The sequence below is a fragment of the Streptomyces sp. NPDC088400 genome (assembly GCF_044753355.1).
GTDB lineage: Bacteria > Actinomycetota > Actinomycetes > Streptomycetales > Streptomycetaceae > Streptomyces.
Genome location: NZ_JBIVMZ010000002.1, coordinates 196027 through 218530, shown reverse-complemented (window position 1 = coordinate 218530; position 22504 = coordinate 196027). Strand labels below are relative to the sequence as shown.

At 69.4% G+C, this 22504-nt stretch carries 16 protein-coding genes and 1 pseudogene; 7 read left to right on the top strand and 10 right to left on the bottom strand.

What is annotated here, in order from left to right; genetic code table 11:
- Positions 1-72: 72 nt before the first annotated feature.
- The 4 genes from ACIQD6_RS05950 to ACIQD6_RS05935 all read left to right on the top strand — a co-directional run bounded on the left by ACIQD6_RS05950 (position 73) and on the right by ACIQD6_RS05935 (position 3701).
- Positions 73-831 (top strand): VOC family protein, encoded by a 759-nt coding sequence (locus tag ACIQD6_RS05950; protein ID WP_401878595.1) that lies wholly within the window; start codon positions 73-75, stop codon positions 829-831.
- 105 nt (positions 832-936) lie between these two features.
- Positions 937-1743, top strand: a complete 807-nt coding sequence (locus ACIQD6_RS05945) for a methyltransferase domain-containing protein (protein ID WP_401878593.1) — start codon at positions 937-939, stop codon at positions 1741-1743.
- A 277-nt stretch (positions 1744-2020) separates the two neighbouring features.
- Positions 2021-3184, top strand: a complete 1164-nt coding sequence (locus ACIQD6_RS05940; RefSeq protein ID WP_401878592.1) for a methyltransferase domain-containing protein — start codon at positions 2021-2023, stop codon at positions 3182-3184.
- A gap of 151 nt (positions 3185-3335) precedes the next feature.
- Positions 3336-3701 (top strand): VOC family protein, encoded by a 366-nt coding sequence (locus ACIQD6_RS05935; protein ID WP_401878591.1) that lies wholly within the window; start codon positions 3336-3338, stop codon positions 3699-3701.
- Positions 3702-3729: 28 nt separating this feature from the next.
- Here the strand turns inward: ACIQD6_RS05935 and ACIQD6_RS05930 are convergent.
- The 9 genes and pseudogenes from ACIQD6_RS05930 to ACIQD6_RS05890 form a co-directional block, all read right to left on the bottom strand.
- Positions 3730-4280, bottom strand: a pseudogene (locus ACIQD6_RS05930) (GNAT family N-acetyltransferase).
- Positions 4281-4330: 50 nt separating this feature from the next.
- Positions 4331-5290: an LD-carboxypeptidase gene (locus tag ACIQD6_RS05925; RefSeq protein ID WP_401879517.1), complete on the bottom strand. Its 960-nt coding sequence runs from the start codon at positions 5288-5290 to the stop codon at positions 4331-4333.
- Between the two features lie 26 nt (positions 5291-5316).
- Positions 5317-7347, bottom strand: coding sequence for a prolyl oligopeptidase family serine peptidase (locus tag ACIQD6_RS05920; RefSeq protein WP_401878589.1), 2031 nt, complete (start codon positions 7345-7347; stop codon positions 5317-5319).
- Between the two features lie 55 nt (positions 7348-7402).
- Positions 7403-8743 (bottom strand): M20/M25/M40 family metallo-hydrolase, encoded by a 1341-nt coding sequence (locus ACIQD6_RS05915; RefSeq protein WP_401879514.1) that lies wholly within the window; start codon positions 8741-8743, stop codon positions 7403-7405.
- A 16-nt stretch (positions 8744-8759) separates the two neighbouring features.
- Positions 8760-9593, bottom strand: a complete 834-nt coding sequence (locus ACIQD6_RS05910; RefSeq protein ID WP_401878586.1) for a M55 family metallopeptidase — start codon at positions 9591-9593, stop codon at positions 8760-8762.
- A 329-nt stretch (positions 9594-9922) separates the two neighbouring features.
- A complete protein-coding gene (locus ACIQD6_RS05905) occupies positions 9923-10642 on the bottom strand; it encodes a class I SAM-dependent methyltransferase (protein WP_401878584.1) in 720 nt (239 codons plus the stop codon).
- A gap of 129 nt (positions 10643-10771) precedes the next feature.
- A complete protein-coding gene (locus ACIQD6_RS05900; protein ID WP_401878582.1) occupies positions 10772-13318 on the bottom strand; it encodes a SpoIIE family protein phosphatase in 2547 nt (848 codons plus the stop codon).
- Between the two features lie 135 nt (positions 13319-13453).
- Complete coding sequence (locus tag ACIQD6_RS05895; protein WP_401879512.1) at positions 13454-15925, bottom strand: MFS transporter; 2472 nt, start codon at positions 15923-15925, stop codon at positions 13454-13456.
- A 436-nt stretch (positions 15926-16361) separates the two neighbouring features.
- Positions 16362-16829, bottom strand: a complete 468-nt coding sequence (locus ACIQD6_RS05890; RefSeq protein WP_401878581.1) for an SRPBCC family protein — start codon at positions 16827-16829, stop codon at positions 16362-16364.
- A gap of 138 nt (positions 16830-16967) precedes the next feature.
- Between ACIQD6_RS05890 and ACIQD6_RS05885 the strand changes: the two genes are divergently transcribed.
- A complete protein-coding gene (locus ACIQD6_RS05885) occupies positions 16968-18026 on the top strand; it encodes an Rv2578c family radical SAM protein (RefSeq protein ID WP_401878578.1) in 1059 nt (352 codons plus the stop codon).
- Here the strand turns inward: ACIQD6_RS05885 and ACIQD6_RS05880 are convergent.
- A complete protein-coding gene (locus ACIQD6_RS05880; protein ID WP_401878575.1) occupies positions 18013-18414 on the bottom strand; it encodes a winged helix-turn-helix transcriptional regulator in 402 nt (133 codons plus the stop codon). The genes ACIQD6_RS05885 and ACIQD6_RS05880 overlap by 14 nt on opposite strands.
- 104 nt (positions 18415-18518) lie before the next feature.
- Between ACIQD6_RS05880 and ACIQD6_RS05875 the strand changes: the two genes are divergently transcribed.
- The gene (locus tag ACIQD6_RS05875; RefSeq protein WP_401878572.1) at positions 18519-19358 is read left to right on the top strand and encodes an enoyl-CoA hydratase/isomerase family protein; all 840 of its coding nucleotides are present in this window, start codon (positions 18519-18521) and stop codon (positions 19356-19358) included.
- Between the two features lie 836 nt (positions 19359-20194).
- Positions 20195-21475, top strand: coding sequence for a tetratricopeptide repeat protein (locus ACIQD6_RS05870; RefSeq protein WP_401879509.1), 1281 nt, complete (start codon positions 20195-20197; stop codon positions 21473-21475).
- Positions 21476-22504: the final 1029 nt, after the last annotated feature.

Below are 22504 nucleotides of genomic sequence, written 5' to 3'. Positions count from 1 at the left end.
TCGCACACCGCACCCTCCAGGACCAAGAGGAGAAGGTTAGGCTTACCTAATTCAATCGAAGGAGGAGCCGTGTTGAGCACTGAACCAAGCCTGGAATCGCCCGAGTTCGACCATCTGTTGCACTGTGTACCGGATGTCGAGGCCGCCGCCCGCGCGTACAGCGAGACGGGGCTGCCCGCCCACGCCAACCCCGAACATCAGGGGTACCGCAACGGTGCCTGGCGGCTCGACACCCGCTATGTCGAACTGTCGAGCGTCGTCGACCGGCCCGCCTTCCTCGACTCACCGTACGGCAGGGCCATGAGGGGCTGGCAGCCCCGCTACGACGAACTCGTCGCGCGCGGCGGCGGTGCGCTCAACTTCTGCGTCCACGTCCAGGACGTCGGCGCCACCACCCGGCGACTGCGCGCGCGAGGCCACGACGTGGAACTGCTGACCTTCGCGCGGGAGGGATCACCCGTCTCGTTCCGCGAGGCGATCCTGAAGGGGGCGCCGCCATGGGCGCCGTTCTTCATCACCTACACGCCCGACCGCCAGACGATCCTGGCCAAGTACAGCGCGGGCCGGGTCGATCGGGGATGCCACGACCTGGCCGGTTTCGAGATAGAGACCCCCGATCCGCTCGGCTCGGCCGCCTGGCTGAGCAAGGTGCTCGGCATACCGCTCGCCGAGTCGTCCCCCGCGGTGGTGCCGCTGCCGCTCGGCCAGGTGCGTTTCACCGCCGGGCCCGCCGACGCGATCACCACTCTGCTGCTCTCCGAGGGCGCCCCGCCCACCGCGACGATCTCCGGACTCGCCGTACGACCGGAGGGGACCGACACCACGGGGTAGCCGGAGCGGGCCGACGCCACCGGGCCACACAGTAAGACACGGGTCTCATTATTCGACATGGGCGGCGTACCGTGGCCGGACCACTTCACGAGAGGGAGTCCGGCCATGCCGAAGGAGACCGTCTACACCCACGGGCACCACGAGTCGGTGCTGCGTTCGCACCGCTGGCGTACGGCCGCCAACTCGGCGGCGTACCTCCTCCCCGAACTGCGCCCGGGCCAGGACCTGCTGGACGTGGGCTGCGGCCCCGGGACCATCACCGCCGACCTGGCCGCGCTCGTCGCTCCGGGGACGGTGACGGCGGTCGACGCCGCCGCGAGCGTCCTGGAACAGGCGCGGGAGGCGGCGACCGGGGCGGGCGTGGACAATGTCCGCTTCGCGGTCGCCGACGTCCACGCATTGGACTTCCCGGACGACTCCTTCGACGTCGTCCATGCCCACCAGGTCCTCCAGCACGTGGGCGATCCGGTGCAGGCTCTGCGCGAGATGCGCCGGGTGTGCCGGCCCGGCGGCGTCGTCGCGGTGCGCGACGCGGACTACGGAGCCTTCACCTGGTTTCCGTCCGTACCGGCACTGGACGACTGGCAGGAGCTGTACCGCCGGGTGGCCCGCGCCAACGGCGGCGAACCCGACGCCGGACGCCGACTGCTCTCCTGGGCGCGGCGGGCCGGCTTCACGGACATCACCGCGACCGCCGCCGCCTGGTGCTTCACCACCTCCGACGAAGTCGCCTGGTGGAGCGGGCTCTGGGCGGACCGCACCATCGCGTCGAGCTACGCGCAGACGGCGGTCAGCGGCGGCCATACGACACCGGAACAGCTGGCCGGGATCGCCGAGGCCTGGCGGGAGTGGGGCGCGGGCGAGGACGCCTGGTTCATGACCCCGCACGGCGAGATCCTCTGCCGTGCGTGAGCACTCGGGGCGAACCTCGACATCCGAACCAATGCGACGTAAGTATGCGGCGCATCATGCGACTTGACCCTGTTCGACCAAGTTGCCCGTTCACCCGCGCGACGTACAGGTGATACAGCACTCTGGAACCACTCTGTCCGTAAAGAGAAGGGACCACTGTGGGCGAACACCGTAAGCCGGATCCGGACCCGGGTCAGGGAACACCGCCGCCCGGGAACGCCGACGGGCAGGTACCCAAGCCTCCGCCTCCCAGCGGTACGCGCAGGAAGTAGTGCTGATGGACGAGTTCGCCGAGCTCCGACAACGCCTTGACCGCGTGTTGGAGGCAGACGGTGGGTGGCCAGTTGATTCGCCGTGGGTTCGTCCGGCCGTCGAGGATCTGCCCAGGCACCTGTTTGCCCCCGACCGGGTGTGGGCCTGGGACGGCTCCGCCTATGTCCCCGCAGACCGTGGGACGGAAGCCGGACGCTGGGCCGAACTCGTCTACCCGAGACCCGATCAGGCCACCATCACGCAGATCACCGATGGGCTGCCCTCCTCCAGCCTGTCCTGCCAGGCAGTCGTGGTGGACATGCTCGACTCACTGATGGTCGAGCGCGGCCATCAGGTGCTTGAACTGGGCACCGGGGCCGGCTGGAACGCCGCCCTGTTGGCAGCGCGGGCCGGCCCCGGACGAGTCACCAGTGTGGAAGTGGACTCCCGGCTCGCGGCAGAGTCCCGTACTCGCCTCGACGCGGTGGGCGCCGGGGTGAACGTCGTCGGCGGCGACGGCGCCCAGGGCAGGCGCGAGAACGCTCCGTACGATCGAGTCGTCGCGACGTACGCGGTCGACGAGGTGCCGTGGACATGGGTGGAACAGACCCGTCCCGGAGGGCGCATCGTCACGCCATGGGGCCGACTCGGACATGTGGCGCTCACCGTGGCGGACGACGGACGCTCGGCCAGCGGCTGGATGCAGGGCCTGGCCCAGTTCATGCCAAGCCGCGGCACCAGTCAGGGTCTGCCCTGGGACCAGGTCCGTGGTGACGACGCACCCGAGACCGACGGGTCCTTCGCCAGGGACGTGCGGCGCCTCCATGCGGACGTGAGTCTGCTCTTCGCCCTGCGCGTCGTCCTGCCTGACGTCCGGATCTTGACGACGGCCGGTGACGGTGTGACTGCGTGGCTTCACGACGGCCATTCCTCCTGGGCCACTCTCACCGCACCGGAGAGCGCCGCGCCCGTGGTGTACCAGGGTGGCCCCCGCCGCCTGGCCGAGGAAACCGACCGGGCATGGCAGAAATGGCAGGATGCCGGCGAGCCCAGCTTGTACGACTTCGGGATGACCCGTACACCCACCCGGCAATACATCTGGAGCGGAGACAAAGACACCGGAACCCGCTGGGCCACCACTGTGGGATCGACAACTCCGTGCACAGTGTCAGCTGGGGACACTCGGTGATCCGCGACCAGCGGCGGGGTCATTCGTCACAACCGGGCAGCAGGTCACGGAGCATCCAGTTGCTCGGGCAATGCGGGCACGCTCGTCGCGTGTGGCCGTTCCGCCGCGCCGACGATTTCATGTCGCGGCTCCGCCAACTAATGTGATGCGTATGGAAATCCTGGGAACCACGTTGCGCATCTGCGTCGATGACCTGGAGACCTCGGTGGTGTTCTACGAACGCCTCACCGGTAGCTCCGCGCTCCGCTTCGAGCGCGGCGGGGTCTCGGTCGCCGCCGTCGGCTGCTTCCTTCTGATGAGCGGACCCGCGTCGGAGATAGATGTCCTGCGCAAGGTGACGGCGACCATCGCCGTCAAGGACGTCGACGAGGCGCTCGTCGCCCTTACCGAGGTCGGCGCCCAGGTCCTCGCGGGCCCGGTGCCGACGCCGGTGGGCCGCAATCTGATCGCCCTGCATCCCGACGGCTCGATCTTCGAGTACGTCGACCGCAAGGCGGTCCACGAACCACAGCCGTAGAGCCACAGCCGTGCCCGAGGCCGCCGGTTCAGCGGCCTCGGGCCCACATCTCGGCGGTGACCGCCCAGCGTTCGTGGTCCCGCCAGGCGCCGTCGATGAACAGGAAGTCCGGCGAGTAGCCCTCCCGCCGGAAGCCGGCGCGACGTACCAGCGCGAGGGAACCGGCGTTGCCCGGCTGGATGTTGGCCTCCAGACGGTGCAGTTCCAGCGGTCCGAAGGCCCGCCCGAGCACCAGCCCGAGCGCTTCCGACATCAGCCCGCGCCCGGCGGCGTGCGCGAAGGCGCCGTATCCGAGCGCGCCGCTCCGGAAACCGCCCCGCACGATGTTGTTGATGTTGATGAAACCGGCGATCCGCCCGTCGTCGCGAGTACGGACCAGGTGGCCCAGCTTGGCGGGGTCCTCGGCGAACACGTTCGCGTACGCGGCGAACGCGTAAGGCCGGCGGGCGGGAAGAGCCAAGGACTGTGCAGGGCCTCGCTCTCGCGGACGAGGGCGGTGAACTCGTCGGCGTCCTCACGGCGGAGGGGACACAGGAACGTGCGGAGGCCCTCGGCGAACGGCTCCGGAAGGTCGCGCATCGCGCCAGACTAGACCGGCCGACGGCTCGCCCATCACCGGCCGGGCCAGGTCACGTCAGCGCCGGCACATCCAGGGTGAGCGTGGCGCTCTCCGAGTCCAGCACCGCGGGCACGCCCAGCGGCATCGTCAGTGCCGTCTCGCCGTGGCCGAACCCCAGCTCCTCGACGACCGGTACGCCCAGTCCGCCGAGCCGGTCGAGCAGCAGCGCCCGTACGTCCTCGTACGGACCGCACTGCGTCCAGGAGCCGAGGCCGATCCCGGCGACTCCGTCCAGCCAGCCGGAGCGCAGCAGTTGGGTGAGGATACGGTCCAGCCGGTACGGCTCCTCGCCGACGTCCTCGATCAGCAACAGCCCTCCGGCGGCCGAAGGACGTACGTGCGGTGTGCCGAGGTCGGCCGCGAGCAGGCTGACGCAGCCGCCGAGTGTGACGCCCGTCGCCCGGCCGGGTACCAGCGGCCGGGCCGTGGCCGACCCCAGGGTCCGTACCGACTCCGGCTCGAAGAGCGTGGCGCGCAGCGACTCCTGCGTCGCGGCGTCCTTGAGGAAGGTCAGGGTGGCGACCATCGGGCCGTGCAACGTGACCAGGCCCATCCTTAGGGCGAACGCCTCGTGCAGCGCGGTGATGTCGCTGTAGCCGACGAAGACCTTGGGCCCGGCGGCCCGCATCGCGGTCCAGTCGAGCAGCTCGGCCATGCGCTGGGCTCCGTACCCGCCACGGGCGCAGAGCACCGCGGAGACGGACGGATCGCACCACGCCTCCTGGAGGTCCCGGGCGCGGTCCTCGTCCGTCCCCGCGAGGTAGCCCAGCCGGGGGTGGGTGTCCAGGACGTGCGGGGCGACGACGGGTTCGAGGTCCCAGCCGCGCAGGATGTCGAGCCCCGACGCGAGCCGGTCGGCGGGTACCGGGCCGCTGGGCGCCACCACGGCGACCCTGGCCCCCCGCCGCAGGCGCGCGGGCCGGGTCAACGGCGTGACCGTCACGGCAGGAGGCGTGACGCTCAAGGACATGGAGGTCGCGGTCGGGGGCGTCTCGGTCACGTCTTGAACTCCAGCTTCGGGACGTCGGTACGGTCGATGCCGAAGGTCTGTACGTACAGGGACAGTTCGGCCTCCAGCGCGCGGATCATGGTGTCGGCCCTGCGGAAGCCGTGCCCCTCCCCCTCGAACGAGATGTACGCGTGCGGAATGCCGCGCCCCGCCATCCGGTCCAGGAACCGCTCGCACTGCGCGGGCGGGCAGATCACGTCGTCCAGGCCCTGCAGCAGAAGGAACGGCGTGGTGATCCGGTCGACATGATGCAGCGGAGAACGTTCGTGATAGCGGTCGGGGACCTCGGCCAGCGGTCCGATCAGCGATTCCAGGTACTGGGACTCGAAGTCGTGGGTCTCGTCGGTGGCCCAGCCCAGCAGGTCGAGGATCGGATAGATGATGGTGCCGCAGGCGTACACGTCGGTGGTGGTGAGGGACGCCGCCGCCGTCCAGCCGCCCGCGCTGCCGCCACGTACGGCGAGCCGGGCCCGGTCGGCGGTGCCTTCGGCGGCCAGGGCCTGCGCGACGGCCGCGCAGTCCTCGACGTCCACCACTCCCCACTGCCCGCGCAGCCGGTTGCGGTAGGCACGGCCGTAACCGGTGGAGCCGCCGTAGTTGACCTCGGCGACACCGATGCCGCGCGTGGTGAAGTAGGCGATCTCCAGATCGAGGACGAGCGGGGCGTGGCCGGTGGGACCGCCGTGGGCCCACACCACGTAGGGCGGCAGTTCGTCGTCGGGCGCGCGGTGGCCGGGGTGGTGCGGCGGGTAGATGTGGGCGTGGATCTCGCGGCCGTCCGGGCCGGTGAAGGTACGGATCCGGGGCTCGGGGTAGTACGCGGGGTCCACCGGGTCGCGGTGCGCCGAGCCGATCACGCGGGCGTCTCCGGTGGCGCTGTCCACCTCCACGACCTCGTACGCGCTGCGCGGGCCGGCCGCGACGCCGATCACCCGGGTGTCCCGCACGGCGAGCGTCGCGGCCCATTCCGTCCAGGGCCCGGCCGCGTCCACCAGTTCGCCGGTCTCCGGGTCGAGGATGCCGAGCGCCGTGGTGCCCTTGCCGTGGATGACGGCGATCAGCCCGTTCTCCAGCGGGTGGAACCACTGGAGGCCGATCTTCCAGAGGGGACCGCCGAACTCCTCGCCGCGCCCTGGGCAGAGGGCGGTGCTCGCGATGACGCCGGGCGACCGGTCCGGCCCGTCCGCCGCGCCCGGGAGCAGGGCGTCGGGACGGACGCGCCGGAGCTCCCACCAGTCTCCGAGGTCGGAGACGAAGAGCAGCGAGCCGTCCGGCGCCCAGTCGACCTGGGCGATCGACTCGTCCGTGTCCCCGACGACGGGGACGACCCCGGTGAACGGGCCGGTCTCCGTCACCTCACCGAGCATCACCACCGTGCCGTCCCACGGCATCCGCGGGTGGTCCCAGGCGATCCACGCGGCATGGCGCCCGTCCGGGGAGAGCCGGGGCCCGGTGACGAAGCGGTGCCGGTCGTCGGACAGCTCCCGTACCGCCGTACGGTCCTCGGCGGCCGAGCCGTCCAGGGGGACGGCGGCGACCACCCGGCGTACGTCGGTGGGCGCCTCGCCGGTGAACTCCTCCAGCACGCACCAGACTTCGCCCCGGTCCAGGTGGATCCGGGGGTCGGCCCAGCGCAGCCCGCCGCCGGTCGCGGAGACGGGTGTGAGGGGCCTCGGGCCGTCCGCGCCGTCCGGCTCGTACACGTACAGACGCTGGTCGGGGAAGTGGACGAAGACGACGAGCGGGCCGCCGTCGGGGCGCGCGGCGCCCGCCCAGGGCACACCGCCGTACTCGATCACCCGGCTGCGGACGTTCCACGGGGCCGGCAGGACCGACTCCTCGTGGCCGTCGGCCCGCAGGCGTACGAGTGCGCGCCGGCCCGCCTCGGCCGGGCGCGGTGCCGTCCACCACACCTCGTCGCCGACCGTCCCCACGTACTCGGGGCGGCCGTCGTGCGAGGCGGCCAGTGTGGCGTCGATCGGCGACGGCCACGTTCCGTAGCCCCCCATGGACAGCATCGTGCTCCTCAGCGAACTGTGCGAACCAGGCGAAGAATCAGGCGGATTGGACGGATCAGGCGGACTTCAGGTAGTGGTCGAGAACACGGACGCCGAAGTGCAGCGCCGAGACGGGCACCCGCTCGTCGACGCCGTGGAACAGCGCCTGGTAGTCGAAGCCGGGGGGCAGCTTGAGCGGCGAGAAGCCGTAGCCCGTGATGCCGAGCCGGGAGAACTGCTTGGCGTCCGTGCCGCCCGACATGCAGTACGGCACGACATGCCCGGCCGGGTCGAAACGCTCGACGGCGGCGCGCAGTTTGGCGAAGGTCGGCGAGTCGACCGGCGCCTGGAGCGCGACCTCGCGGTGGTGGAACTCCCACTCCACGTCCGGCCCCGTCAGCAGGTCCAGGGTGGTACGGAACTCCTCCTCGCCGCCGGGCACCATCCGCCCGTCGACATAGGCGGTGGCCTGGCCCGGAATCACATTGACCTTGTACCCGGCCTCCAGGACGGTCGGATTGGCGCTGTTGCGCACGGTCGGCTCGACCAGCGCGGCGGCCGGGCCGAGCTTGCCCAGCAGACCGTCCGTGTCGAAGTCCTCGGCGTGGACGTCCGTGTCGATGCCGTTCAGCGCGGCGAGTTCGGCGAGGGCGGCCCGTACGGTCGGGGTGAGCCTGACCGGCCACCGGTGGTCGCCGATCCTGGTGATGGCGGCGGCGAGCCGGCTCACCGCGTTGGCGCGGTTCACCTTGGAGCCGTGCCCCGCCCTGCCGTGGGCGGTGAGCTTCAGCCAGCCGGTGCCGCGTTCACCGGCGGCGATCGGATAGAGGGCCATTCCGGGGCCGGCGTGGAAGGTGAAGGCCCCGGACTCACTGATGCCTTCCGTACAGCCCTCGAAGAGTTCCGGGTGCTGGTCGGCGAGGAAACCGGAGCCGTCGACGGCGCTGGCCTCCTCGTCGGCGGTGTAGGCGATCACGATGTCCCGGCGCGGCCGGATGCCCGACCTGGCCCACGAGCGGACGACGGACAGCAGCATCGCGTCCATGTTCTTCATGTCGATCGCGCCGCGGCCCCACACGACGTCGTCCCTGATCTCCCCGGAGAAGGGGTGCACGCTCCAGTCGGCGGGCTCGGCCGGTACGACGTCGAGATGACCGTGGACGAGAAGCGCGTCGGCGGCCGGATCCGTGCCTTCGATCCTGGCCACGACGTTGGTACGGCCGGGGGTCCGCTCCAGGAGGGTGGGCTCGACTCCCGCGTCCGCGAGTCGCTCCGCGACGTATTCGGCCGCCGGGCGCTCCCGGCAGTCCCCGCTCCCCCGGTTGGTGGTGTCGATACGGATGAGCTCGGAGGTGAAGGTGACCACCTCGTCGAGCGCCGCCCTGTCGAGGGGATCAAAGTCGAGGGGATCAAACATGTCGGTGGACCTCATGTCAGCCATACTGCTCCTCCACCGCGGCCGAAACGATCGTGGTGACCGCCTTGAACGTGCGAATGGCCTCATACATCGTCCCGCTGGTGTACGAGACGCGCCGTTCACCGCTCGCCGCCACGCCCGGTACGACGGTGGAGACCTCGGAGAGATGCGCGGCGTCGAACTCCATCTCCATGGTGAACGGCCCGGCGCCGACCGGTTCGTACCGGCCCGCGAGTGCCGTGGCCTCCTTCGCGGCGGCGCGGATGTCGGCGGCGGTACGGGCCGGGGTCCGGCAGACCGCCGCGTACCGCGAGACATGGTCCTTGACGGCGACCTTGCGGGCGTCCGGGGCGTAGCCGTCCGCGTCCACGCAGGTCAGGTCGTCGCCGGTGACGAGGACGACGGGGACGCCGTACTCCGCGACCACATGCGCGTTCAGCAGGCCCTCGCTGGCCCGGGTGCCGTTCAGCCACACGCCGGTGAGGGAGTTGGCGAGATACGTGTGCGCCAGCACGCCCTCCGTACCGGCTCCGGTGTGGTAGCCGACGAAGGCGATACCGTCCACGTCGCCGTGCTGTACGCCCTCGACCATGGACAGCGACTTGTGCCGGCCGGTGATCATCTCGGCCCGCTCGTCGAGCTGTTCCAGCAGCAGATTGCGCATCGACCAGTGCGCCTCGTTGATGAGCACCTCGTCGGCGCCGCCGTCGAGGAAGCCGAGAACGGCGGCGTTGACGTCGGAGGTGAACAGGGAACGGCACCGTTCCCACTGAGGTTTGCCCGGCAGGACGTCGGCCGGCCAGGTCACACCGGTGGCGCCTTCCATGTCGGCGCTGATGAGGATCTTCACAGGTCCCTTCCTCTCTCCGGGCCAAGCCGGGCCCTCTCCGGGCCAAGCCGGCCGGGCCGCGCCGCGCCGCCGAAGCGGCCCGGTGCCGACCCCGGCGTCGGCCTTGGGGCCTGTCCGGCACCGGTTCCGCCGGACCCGAGCTCGCCTCCCACCCTATCCAGCCCCTGTCCGGCACCGCGCGCCGCGTGTGAGGGGCGGCGCGGACGCCGGGCGCGGACGGGGGCGGACAAGGGAGTGACGGGCCCGTACACGGGTGTGACGGGGCGGACACGGCTGTGACGGGCCCGTACACGGCTGTGACGAGCCCGTACACGGCTGTACGGACAGCGCTATGCGCGTGCGAGCACGAACCACCGGGCCGGCAGGTCGATCCGGGTGCCGTCCGGCAGCTGCTCCGTCTGCGCGAGCACGGTGTCCCCGCTCGCCAGGATCGTCAGCCCGGCCGCGCGCAGCAGTCCGGGCACCTCCTCGTCCTCGGCCCCGGCCGGCTTGAGCCCGTGGTCGAAGACCCGCCGCAGCTTCTCCGGCGGGCCGTCGGGCCCCGCCGAGGCCTGCTGCAACACCGCCCTCGACGCGCTGGTCAGCTCGGCGACGAAGGCCCGGCCCCGTACGCCGAGCAGCTCCGCGACGGCCTCGGCGACAGCGGTCCGGTCCTGCGGTTCGCTCTGATGGATCACCGCTCGCATATAGACGTTGGTGTCCCCCGTCCGGTCCCGCAGCGCGCGCACCGCGTCGCGGTCGACCAGGTTGAGCTGTTCGAACTCGGCGGTCCCCGCGGTGTCGGCGCGGCGCGCGAGCGCTATCGCCGCGTCCGAGAGGTCCACGCCGATCGCGCGTGCGAAACGGGTGGCCAGATAGCGGGTCTGAGTGCCGTTGCCACAGCCGAGATCGACCACCGGCAGTGAGGCGTCCGCGTGCGGCAGCAGCAGTTCGCTGTGCGGTATGGAGGCGAGGGACGGATCGCAGTCCCAGATCGCCTCACCCGGTGTGCCGGAGGTCTCCCGCCAGAAACCTTCCCATGCCTCCCGGTAACGCAGCGACACGTCCATTTGTCTCCCCAGGTATGGCCCGCGGAACGCGGGTGTGGGGACCGGACTACCGTTTCCGCAGGTCCGGGGACAAGAGCGCGGGGAAAATCTTCACTTGGACCGACCAGGAACCGGGGAGAGACGGGTGGCTCAGGCAGCCGGCGCGGACCGGGACGGCCGCGCGGTGGACCTCCGTGTCAGGGCCTGCTCGAACCAGACCGTCTTGCCGTGGGCCGAGCTGCTGCTGCCCCATTCCCGGGCCAGCCGGCTCACCACCCGCAGTCCCCGCCCGAACTCGTCGTCATGGCCCGCGTTCAGCAGGGCCGCCGGGGCCGGTTCGTCGTCGGTGACCTCGCACAGCAGCGCGTCCGTACGGACCAGACGCAGCCCGACCTGACGGGACCGCGCGTGCTTCAGGGCGTTGGTGACCAGCTCACTGACCATCAGTTCGGCGGCCTCCACCGCGTCCGGCAGCTCCCAGTCGAGCAGCTGTCCGCGCGCCAGGCGTCTGGCCCTGCCCACTTCCCGTGGATCGAGGTCGAGTTGGAACTCGGCCACGTCCTCGTCCGGGATCCCGTTCAGCCTCGCCATCAGCAGGGCCACATCGTCCTTGCGGCCGTCGCGGGTGTTCAGCGCGCGGATGATGGTGTCGCAGGCGCTGTCCATCGAGGCGGCGGGGTGCGCGGCGGACGCGCACAGGGCCGCCAGGCCGTCCCCGATGTCCTCGCCGCGCACCTCGACCAGCCCGTCGGTGCACAACACCAGCCGGTCCCCCGGCCGGACCTGCACGGTCGCCGTCTCGAAGGCCACTCCGCCCACCCCGATGGGCGCTCCGGTCGGCAGGTCGAGCACCTCGCTCCTGCCGTCCTCGGCGCGGACGAGGACCGGCGGGATGTGTCCGGCGTTGGCGATCTGGAGCTCGGACGTGATGGGGTCGTACACCGCGTACAGGCAGGTCGCCAGATACAGCTCGCCGAGCCGCTGCGCCAAGTCGTCCAGATTGCGCATCAGTTGTGCGGGCGGCATCTCCATGGTCGCCATGGTCTGTACGGCGGTACGCAACTGGCCCATCATCGCCGCCGAGTTGAGCCCGTGGCCCATCACATCACCGACGACGAGGGCGGTGCGCGACCCGGGCAGTTTCACGGCGTCGAACCAGTCACCGCCGATCCGGCCGAGCCGGGTGCCCGGCAGATATCGGGTGGCGATGTCGCAGCCCGCCATGCGCGGGGCGACCTGCGGCAGCATGCTGTCCTGGAGCGTCTCGGCGACGTTCTCCTGGTACGTGTACATCCGGGCGTTGTCGAGTACGAGCCCGGCCCGCGCGGCGAGTTCGGCTCCGGTCGTACGGTCCATGCCGTCGAACGGCTCGCGTTCGGGCCGTCGCATCAGCACCATGAAGCCGAGCACCACGTCGCGCGCCTTCAACGGCACGAGCAGCATGGACCGGTGATTGATCAGGGGACGCAGATCCCGCTTCTCGAACTCTCCCGAGATACGGTTGCCGTCCTCTTCGCTGATCCGTGGGATCAGTACGGGCTCGCCGGTGACCATGCACTGGAAGAACGGGGTGTGTTCGGGGAAGGCAATGGCCTCACCGACCGGCACCGTGTCGTCCCAGCGGCCCGGCTCGTCGTTGTGCTCCACCCAGACCCGGTGCCAGAGGGTGGTCACATCGGGCGGACCGTCCGGGAATCCCTCGCCGGCCAGCACCGCGGCGCGCAGGTGCGTGCCCGCGAAGTCGGTGAAGCGGGGGACGGCGGCGCTGGTGACCTCACGGATCGTACGGGCCAGGTCCAGGGACGAGCCGATACGGCCGCTGACCTCGTTCAGGAACTCCAGCCGTTCGCGCACGGCGGCGTATTCGAGGTCGAGTTGGGGGCGGGGCACCGCCGACCGCCGGGGCTGCCCGGGTCCGGCGGGCGTGGCGGCGGAGGTGGCCCCTCGTTCGGCCGCGCGGCGGGGCACACCCCAGTCGGGGGTGACGGGAACTCGTTCCTGATGACTGAACTCCAGTACCGGGTAGCCCAGTTCGAGGACCTGGGCGACGATGCGGTTGGACTCGGCCGGGCCCATGTTCGGCAGGATGTCCGGCAGCCGCCGGGCCAGCGCGTCGGAGTCCTGGAGTTCCGTGTGCAGGGCGAAGCCCGGGGAGATGCGCGGGGCGCCCGACCCGTCCCGCGTCTCGTCCGCCCCGTCGCGCGTGGACTCCTCGCCGTCGCTCGTGGCTTCCGCGCCGTCGCTCGTGGCTTCCGCGCCGTCGCTCGTGGCTTCTTCGCCGTCCCGCCGCAACTGGGCCGCGTCCGCCGCGAGTACGAGGTGGCGCCCCGGCCCCGGACCGATCAGTGGATACGCCCACCACAGCACGTCGAGCCGGCCCCGCCCGGGAGCGGAGAGCTTCGCGCGTCCGGCGGTGGGATAGGAGCCCCGCGTGTGCAGCTCCGGACCCAGATCGTCGTACGAGTCGTACGTGCCGTGGGCCACCCCCTGTTCGCCCTCGGCGAGGGCTCCGGCGACCGGCATCAGATCGCTGGCCGGCTGCCCGATCGCCTCTTCCCTCGCGTGGCCGAAAAGTCGCCGTGCGCCGCTCGACCAGTGCGACACCAGGCCGTCACCGTCCACGACGACCACGGCGAGCGGGATCCGGCCGGCCGCGGCGAAGTCCTGCGGCAGTCCCGGCGGAATACCACTGTCCATGGGTGGAAGGCTCCTTCCCTGCCGCCAGGATCCGCGGCTCCGCCCTCCACGGTAAGGCCCTTCACACACGATGCGCCGGTCAATGAACTAATAGGTAGTGCGCCCGCGCACAACCCACAGTTGACTGAAAATAAGTCAGTCCTCGTGGCCCAGTTGGAGGTCGCGTTCGGTGCGTCCGCCGCCCGCCATGCGGAGGACGGTGGCGACCGGCGGATAGCCCGCGGCGATCACCGTGTACTCGCCCGAGGAGAGATCCACGAACCGGAAGATGCCGTCGGGACCGGTGGTGAGGGTGTCCACCACATTGCCGGCCGCGTCGAGCAGGGTGACGCGCGCGTCCTCGACGGGACGGCCTCCGCCGGCCCGTACCGTACCGCGCAGCACCGCCCCGCCGGCCAGTTCGATGTCCTGCCGGGTCTCGCGCGAGGCCTGCACGCTGACCGGGAGGGCCGCGGGCCGGAAGGCCGGGGCGCTCGCCGCCAGCGTGTACTCCCCGGCCACCAGCTCCGAGATCACATAGGCGCCCTCGCGTCCGCTGCGGGTGCTCGCGACGACCTCGCCGCGTACGTCCGTGAGGGTCACGGCCGCGTCACGCACCGGGGTGCCGTCGGCGGTGCGTACGGCTCCGGCGAGGCGGCCCGCGCCACCGAGGACCACGTCCAGCTCGACGGGCCGTTCGCCTACGGTCACCGTGACGGCCTGCGGCTGGTGGCCACTGGCCGCCGCGATCATCACGTACGAACCGGAGCCGGGCACGCTCAGCGCGTACCGCCCGTCCCCGCCGCTCGCCCCGCGCCCGACCTGCTGTCCGTGGACATCGATCAGAGTGAGCGCGGCACGGGGCACGACGGTGCCGTCGTGGTGCTGCACGGTGCCGCAGACAGCCACACCCGAGATGTACGGCGCGGGGCCCTGGGAGGAGGCCGGGAAGGCAGGTGCGGCCGGCGGGGCACTGGCGCGCGGCGCGGGAACCGGGGCCGGCTCGGCGGGAAACGCGCTGGGTCCGACGGAGTACGCGGTGGCGTACGAGGTCGGCTCGGCGGCGTACGAGGTCGGCTCAGTGGCGTACGAGGTCGGCTCGGCGGCGTACGAGGTCGGCTCAGTGGCGTACGAGGTCGGCTCGGCGGGGAATGCGGTGGGCTCGGCGGCGTTCTGGGACACCAGCGGTTTCTCCTTGAGTAAGAAGGCGATCAACAGGCCGAGCACGAGCACCGGCACGAGATAGAGGAAGATCCGCGGCATCGCGTCCGCGTAGGCCTGGACATACGGGTCGCGCAGCGCGGGCGGCAGGGCGTGGACCAGTTGCGGGGTGATGGATTCCGGTTCGGGAAGATCGGCCCCGGCGGGGAGCCGGTCGGCGAGTGCGTCGGTGAGCCGGCCGGCGAAGAGCGTGCCGAAGACGGCGGCCCCCACACTGCCGCCGATCTGCCGGAAGTAGTTGCTGGCGCTGGTGGCGGTGCCGAGGTCGGCGGGCGGAACGGAGTTCTGTACGGCGACGACGAGCACCGGCATCACCAGGCCCATGCCGAGCCCCAGGACCCCCTGCGCGATGCCGCATTCGAGCAGGGATGTACCGGCCTCCAGACGGGACAGCAGCCACATCCCCTCCACCGAGATCGCGCAGCCGAGCAGCGGATAGATCTTGTAGCGCCCGGTACGGGTGACGAGAAGTCCCGAGACGACGGAGGCGACGACGATTCCGCCCATCATCGGCAGCATCAGCAGGCCTGATTCGGTGGCACTGGCCCCGTCGACCATCTGGAGGAAGGTCGGCAGATAGCTGCTGGCGCCGAACAGCGCCACCGCGGTGATCGCGCCGATCAGGCCGGTAATGGTGAAGACCGGGTCACGGAACAGCCGCAGCGGAATGATCGGTTCGGGCGCGAAGCTCTCGACGACGAAGAAGAGCAGGGTCGTTCCGGCGGCACCCGCGGCCAGTCCGAGCACGACGCGGGAGTCCCACGCGTACTCCGTACCGCCCCAACTGGTCAGCAGCACCAGGAAGGTGGACGCGGCGGCGAGCATCAGCGCGCCCAGGACGTCCAGCCGGCCGCGGGCGGCGGGCTTGGGGAGCCGGAGCACCACGGAGACCACGGCGAGGGTGACGACGCCCAGCGGCACATTGAAGTAGAAGCACCAGCGCCAGGAGACATGGTCGGTGAAGAAGCCGCCGAGCAGCGGGCCCGCCACGGAGGCGAGCCCGAAGGCCGCGCCGATGAGTCCCATGAAGCGGCCGCGCTCCCTGGGCGGCACGATGTCCGCGATGATCGCCTGGACACCGATCATGAGTCCGCCGGCGCCGATGCCCTGGACGGCGCGGAAGGCGATCAGCTGGTCCATGGTGCGGGACCAACCCGCCAGCGCGGATCCGATGACGAAGACGACGATCGCGAACTGGAAGACGCCCTTGCGGCCGTAAAGGTCCCCGAGCTTGCCGTAGACCGGCAGCCCGATGGTGGCGGTGAGCAGGTACGCGGTGATCGTCCAGGACATCCGGTCCAGGCCATGGAGTTCGCCGACGATCTTCGGCAGCGCGGTGGCCACGATCATCTGTTCCAGCGTGGCCAGCAGCAGGGCGAGTATCAGGCCGAAGACGACCAGGCGCAGCCGACGGGGGCTGAGGGGTTCGGCGGGGACCGGGGCGGGAGGTGCCTCGGCCCGGCCGGTGTGGAGCGGACCCGCGTGGAGCGGCCCTGCGTGGAGCGGCTCGGGGCCCTGCTGCCCGGCGCCCTGTCGCTCCACGCCATTCGGCAGAGTGGTACCGCCCACGTACTGCTCCCCTCGTCGCACCTGCGCGGCGTCATTCTTCGCATCGCACGCCAAGAGGGGGCAAGCGGAACGCTGACTACCGAAAGGGGTTGCGACGGGGGCGTGTTGGGCGGCGGAGCCCGCGCCGGGGCGCTCATCAGGGATTTCCCGCGACGTGTCGCACGAGGGGCGCGCAATGGCGCCGCGGGGAAAACCACCCGAAACGGTGACCGTGGGGCAGCCTGGGTAGATCTGCCGGGGCGCGCCCCGGCAGATCTACTTACCGGTGCCGGAACTACTCACTCGTCTGGGCCCCGGAGGTGTTCTCGGTCTCGGCGGCGAGCTTCGCGAGCAGCTCGTCGTAGATGCGCGCGAGGCCCTTGGGGGCGAAGGTCCGCTCGAAGAAGCCGCCGATGCCGCCGGCGCCGTCCCAGACGGTGGTGACGACAGCCTTCGAACGGCCCTCACCGGCAGGGGTGACGGTCCAGGTGGTGACCATCGAGGAGTTGCGGTCCTTCTCCACGAGGCGGCCGTCGCTCGGCTCGGTGACCTCCAGCAGGCAGTCGCGCACGCGCTTGCTGGTGGCCTGGAGCTTCCAGTGGACGAGGGTGCCCTCGCCGTCGCCGCCCTCCCGCACCTCGTACTCGCTGAACTGGCCGGGGAGCACCTTCGCGCGGGTGTTCTCGTAGTCGGCCAGCGCATCGAACAGCGTGTCCGCGTCCGCCGCGATGATCCGCTCCGTCGTGGCCTCGACCTGCGCCATGGCGTTTCCTCCAGCACTCGGTTCTTCAGTGAGTCGCGGCCAGCCAACCACCCTCCGGTACGCCCGCCAAATCCGGGTCCGCAGCGATCAAGGGAACACTTGTTCTATTCTGTGGTCAGAGCTACCGAGGAGGCACGCATGCGCTGGGACAATCTGGCCGAAAGCCCGCCGACGACGGGGCCGACCGGGGACATGGCACTCTTCGGCACGGACGCGGTGACCACCCGCACGTTCGACACTCCTGAATTCCGCGGGATCACCTTCCACGAGGTCCGCGCCCGCTCGATCGTGAACCGGGTGCCGGGAGCGTCCCGTATGCCGTTCGAATGGACGGTGAATCCGTACCGGGGCTGCACACACGCCTGTGTCTACTGCTTCGCGCGCAAGACCCACAGCTATCTGGATCTCGACACCGGGCTGGACTTCGACTCCCAGATCGTCGTCAAGATCAACGCGCCGCAGCTGGTACGCCGGCAGCTGGCCTCCGCCCGCTGGAAGGGGGAGCACATAGCGATGGGCACGAATGTCGACTGCTACCAGCGGGCGGAGGGGCGCTACGGGCTGATGCCGGGCATCATCACGGCGCTGCGCGACCACGCCAACCCGTTCTCCATCCTCACCAAGGGCACCCTGATCCTCCGAGATCTCGAACTGCTGCGGGAGGCCGCCTCCGTCACCGAGGTGGGCATCTCGGTCTCGGTCGGCTTCGTCGGCCAGGAGCTGTGGCGCACGGTCGAGCCGGGCACCCCGTCGCCCGAGCGCCGCCTCGATGTCGTCCGCGCGATGACCGACAACGGCATCGGCTGCGGGGTACTGATGGCGCCGGTCATCCCTTTCCTGGGCGACCGCCCCGACCAACTGCGGGCGACGGTACGGGCGATAGCCGCCGCGGGCGCCGGCTCCGTGACCCCACTGGTACTGCATCTGCGGCCGGGGGCGCGCGAGTGGTTCATGGCCTGGCTGGGACAGCACCACCCGCACCTGGTGTCACGTTACGAGCGCCTGTACGCGGACGGGGCGTACGCCCCCAAGTGGTACCAGCGCCGGATCACACGACAAGTGCACGAACTGGCCGACGAGTACGGAATAGGCCCGGCGAGCCGGGGCGAGGCCAGGCGTATCACCGAGAGCCGGGACGGCACGCGGGACGAGGCGCCGGGCCCCGCGCCCGAGGCGACGCAACTCACACTCTTGTGACAGACGAGGGCGGAGACAGGGACTGAGGTTCGCTGCGCGTACGTCGCTCGTCATAGTGGGATCGGGCGGCTTCCACCGCGTCGTGATGATCGACGACCCATCCCAACATGGCTTGCAGGGGCGACTGAAGGCTCCGGCCCAAGCGAGTGATGCGGTATTCGATCGCAACCGGGTCCGTGGACACGACCAGCCGCTCGACCACCCCGTTGCGTTCGAGCCGCCGCAGGCATGTGGTCAGTGACTTCGGCGTGACGGCGGGCAGGTGCTGGCGAAGCCCATTGAAGCGCCGGGGCCGGTCACACAGTGCCTCCAACACCAGCAGGGACCACTTGTCGAAAAGCTGGTCGAGGAGACGACGCCCCTCGGCGTCGAAGGTCGGTCCAGTCACGCCGGTCTCCTTCTCGATACCTGGTTTCGTTGAAGTATATCGACCCTACTAGGTATACAGAAGATATCTCCGTGCTCGACCCTCGACCAGTGAAGGCAGGATCCATGACCGGCGAATACTCGGCCATCAAGGTCTCCATCAACGACGGCGTGGCACACGTCGTCATCGACCACCCTCCGCTCAACTTGCTGGACGCCACCCTCATGCTGGACCTGGACCGGTTCGCGGCCTCGATGTCCGGCGACGACGACGTCCAGGTGATCGTCTTCGACAGCGCGGACCCGGACTTCTTCGTCGCCCATGGCGATATGACGATTACCGACGATCTCGCATCGTTCGCGGAACTCCCGATCGCCCCCGAGGGAGACCAGTCCCTGAACCCGATGATGCGGCTCCACGAACGCGTCAGATCGCTGCCGCAGATCACCATCGCCAAGCTGCGCGGACTGGCACGCGGCGGCGGTGCGGAACTGCTCTCGGCAATGGACATGCGGTTCGCTTCCCTCGAACACGCCGGTCTGGCGCAGCCGGAGACCGCGGCGGCGATCATCCCGGGCGCGGGAGGCACCGCATACCTGCCCGGTCTCGTGGGCCGCGCACGCGCGCTGGAGATCATCCTCGGTGCGCAGTTGATCGATGCGGTGACCGCGGAACGGTACGGATGGGTGAACCGGGCCGTGCCGGACGCCGAGCTCGACCATGTCGTCGACACCCTCGCCGCCCGGATCGCCGGTTTGCAACCCGGTGTCGCTCGCGCCGCGGTCGAGGCGGTCGACGCCGCGTCGGAGTCGATAACTCACGGCCTGGAAAGGGGGAATGAGCTTCTCGGCCGCCTCTTCGGCGAACCCGCCGCGGCCCGATTCACCAAGGCCGCGCTGGCCGCCGGCGCACACACCCGCGACGGGGAGCGGCGCCTGGAGGCCGTGTTCGACAAGCTCCAGTAGGTCCTGCCCTCAAATGGATCCACCCGGCATGCGCTCATTCGTCCGGGACCAGGGCGCCGGGGTGATTAGCCCCGCCCATCCGCTACGGGGGCGACGGATGGACTGGGCGGTACGGGCGGGGGCTCAAGACGGGCCGATGACGGCGAGGCCGACGCCCAGAAAGACGAGTGCCACCAGGCAGATCAGAATCGTGACACCGGCAGCGAACAAGGCCAGTCCGGCTTTCCGCACACTCATTCCTGACAGCGTTCCTTTCCACGGCATTCCCGACAGTGGAGCGGGGGCGGCGGGTGCGGCAGACCGGCTTCCGGCGGGATGTAAACAACTCCAGAACGTACGTCCAGTACTCCGCCGGTCCCCCGACGCTTCGACCGCTTCCTTCTTCGCCGCCAGTTCCGCACACTGCGCGCATTCCGGGTCGCTCATCGCCAACTCCCGCTCGACCAACGATTTTCCTTCTCCACCAGGGGCCGCAGGCGCTCTATGGTCGGACTGTGGGACCGGTCGTCCGCGCGGGAATGCTCGGGCTCGCCATCTCCCGCGACTGGGCCGGCCCGTTCGGGGCAGTCCTCCCCCAACGGGCAAGCGCACGGCCCCAGTTTGGTGGCCGACACCATCGGAAGGTCACCACCTTCCCCGACATCTGAGTTCACCGCTCCTCCTTGCCCGCGCGATCTCTGGTCGCTCTAGGCAACGCGACGACTACGCACAGCGCTACGCTTGTCATGGCGCGAGGCCATAAGAGCCATAAGGCCGCTGTGGAGGGGATGGGAACGGTGAAGGCACTGGAGCCGAACACAGCACTTGAGCGGCTGTACCGCGAGAGCGGGTGGACGATGCGTCAACTCGCCCAAGAGGTCAACCACATCGGAACCGAACGCGGAACCCCTCTCAAGTACCAACAGCCATCGGTCAGTCAGTGGCTGACGGGGCAGCTGCCCAAGGAATCCGTCCGCCCACTGATCCTGGAAGCGTTCGCCCGACGACTACGACGACCCGTCACCCGATCCGAAGCAGGATTCCTCCCGCTCCCGCAGGAGTCGAACTCCCATCCGAGTACCGTGGAAGGGCTGATCGACCTCGGGAGGCAAGACATGGACCCGTCCCGCCGCAGCGTCGTGGGAGCCGCCCTGTTCTCCGTAGCCCTCACCGTTCCCAACTGGCCAGACGTTCTAGGCCGCATGGAAGCCGTTCAGGTCGGGAAGCCGCTGCGCATAGGAATGCCCGAAGTCGACATGGTCATTGCCATGACGGAACGGGTGTCCGAACTGGACGACCAATTCGGGGGGCGTCACGCACGGCCGATGGCAGCGGCATTCCTCGTGAACACGGTCGCCCCTTACCTGAAGGCAGACGCGTCGGAGGAAGTCCGCAAAGCGATGATGTCCGCTGCCTCCGACCTGTGTTACCTCACCGGATACATGGCTGTTGACGAGGGAATTCACGGGCTGGCCCAGCAGTACTATTTGAAAGCGCTAGAGCTGGCCGGGGCGTCGGAAGACCATCTCACCTACTGCACCACACTGCGAGGAATGAGCGTCCAGGCCGTGGACCTGGGACACGGAAGGTCCGCAATGCGGCTCGCCGATGCCGCCGCTGCGGATTCCCCGCAGGCGGGCCCCCGGATGCGAGCGTTCCTGGCCGGGCAACAAGCCCACGCAGCAGCACAAATCGGAGACCGCTCGAATGCGCTGATGCATCTGCGGGAAGCCGATGTTGCCATGGATAAAGCCGAATCCCAGCAGAGGATTTTCGGTTCCTATGATCCGGCCGCATTGAACTACCACACCAGTCAGGTCAGGTATGAGCTTGGCGATACGGCTGGAGCGGTAGCAGCAATGCAGCAGTCCGACAGATTGCGCTACGGCATCCATCGGCGTACGCGCGTGAGAGATCGTGCGATTCTCGCCGAGCGTCAGTTCGCAGTTGGGCATCTGGAAGCGGCTTGCGCCACCTGGAACAGCGCGCTGGAGGACTATCCTTTGATTCAATCGGGAAGGGCAGATCAGCGGATGCAGAATCTATTGCGCCTGGCAAAGCCTCATCTCAAGAATCCTGTAGCACGCGATGTTTACGAGCGGACTCGTTCGATTACCTCGAAAACACTCAGAGCCTAAACCGCCGCGGCACGCGGGGCGTCGGAGGCCTGCGTAAAGACGGCTGTTGAGGCAGGCGCGGGACGCGCCTTTGGACTTCCGGGTGGCGCCAGTCGCGTAGCGGTACGCCGCCCGGCATCAACTCGGGCGGACTTACCGTCAGAAGTCCGTCCCCTTCCTGGAGATTCATCCCGCACTCCGCCAAGTCGCCTGGGCCATGCCCAGACCCTGGAACCGCTCTTGATCGGTGGAGCGAGGCCAAGAGCCACTCCCGATCGACTGAAACTCGCCGATCTGGCGCGATGCAAAATATCGTCATAAACTCCAATAATTTCGACAAAAGGCCACCCTCAAAGAAGAGAACACCTTCCATTGGATGCCCTTTGCCGCATTGCTCAGCATTCGCCCTCGGTGACTTGATCCTTACGGACGCCTGCCCCAAAATCGCCACGCTTGACGCGAGCATGGCATTACGCATAATTTGCGCCACTACAAAGTGCCGCCATGACGCGCGATCATTTGAACACCCACGAAGCGCGGCCATGGAGCACCCGCCATGAAAAGATTGAAACGTTATCAAACAGGGGCGCACACGCTTGCGATCACCACCTGAGGGGATTCACGCTCGCACCTTGCGGCCATAACCGAGGAGTTCTCGACAAAATCCAAAGAAGCTCATTGCGTATCTATTGCCCACTTGCCCCCGAAGCGGAATGACGAAATCGTTTACAACGATATACGGCCTGCCACAGTGCAGCCGTTACCGGGGTACGCCAGCCATCTCCATAGACGGTGGCGTTAACGCCGGGCCGCTACCCGGCAATACCATCGAGTGGTCGGGGACCATACAGTCCCGCTCCTGCTGGGCAGCATCCCTGCCCTATGCCCGGTGGCCACAATCCGACTGATCCCGCGCCATCCGGGCGCACCGACTGCGCACCCGCACTTCCCGTCGAAAGGGAAGCCCGTCACGCGTGACTTCCCGCAGGAGGCGGAGACAGTAGTGCGTCATGCGACTTCCCGCAGGGACTTGCCCAGAGATTTCCAACG

Bases quoted from the DNA above. Each gene is read 5' to 3' on its own strand.
- ACIQD6_RS05900 (WP_401878582.1), bottom strand. From the start codon at position 13,318: ATGGACAGTGGTATTCCGCCGGGACTGCCGCAGGACTTCGCCGCGGCC.
- ACIQD6_RS05875 (WP_401878572.1), top strand. From the start codon at position 18,519: ATGACCGGCGAATACTCGGCCATCAAGGTCTCCATCAACGACGGCGTG.
- ACIQD6_RS05940 (WP_401878592.1), top strand. From the start codon at position 2,021: ATGGACGAGTTCGCCGAGCTCCGACAACGCCTTGACCGCGTGTTGGAG.
- ACIQD6_RS05945 (WP_401878593.1), top strand. From the start codon at position 937: ATGCCGAAGGAGACCGTCTACACCCACGGGCACCACGAGTCGGTGCTG.
- ACIQD6_RS05905 (WP_401878584.1), bottom strand. From the start codon at position 10,642: ATGGACGTGTCGCTGCGTTACCGGGAGGCATGGGAAGGTTTCTGGCGG.
- ACIQD6_RS05920 (WP_401878589.1), bottom strand. From the start codon at position 7,347: ATGCTGTCCATGGGGGGCTACGGAACGTGGCCGTCGCCGATCGACGCC.
- ACIQD6_RS05935 (WP_401878591.1), top strand. From the start codon at position 3,336: ATGGAAATCCTGGGAACCACGTTGCGCATCTGCGTCGATGACCTGGAG.
- ACIQD6_RS05870 (WP_401879509.1), top strand. From the start codon at position 20,195: ATGCGTCAACTCGCCCAAGAGGTCAACCACATCGGAACCGAACGCGGA.
- ACIQD6_RS05890 (WP_401878581.1), bottom strand. From the start codon at position 16,829: ATGGCGCAGGTCGAGGCCACGACGGAGCGGATCATCGCGGCGGACGCG.
- ACIQD6_RS05885 (WP_401878578.1), top strand. From the start codon at position 16,968: ATGCGCTGGGACAATCTGGCCGAAAGCCCGCCGACGACGGGGCCGACC.
- ACIQD6_RS05925 (WP_401879517.1), bottom strand. From the start codon at position 5,290: ATGTCCTTGAGCGTCACGCCTCCTGCCGTGACGGTCACGCCGTTGACC.
- ACIQD6_RS05915 (WP_401879514.1), bottom strand. From the start codon at position 8,743: ATGTTTGATCCCCTCGACTTTGATCCCCTCGACAGGGCGGCGCTCGAC.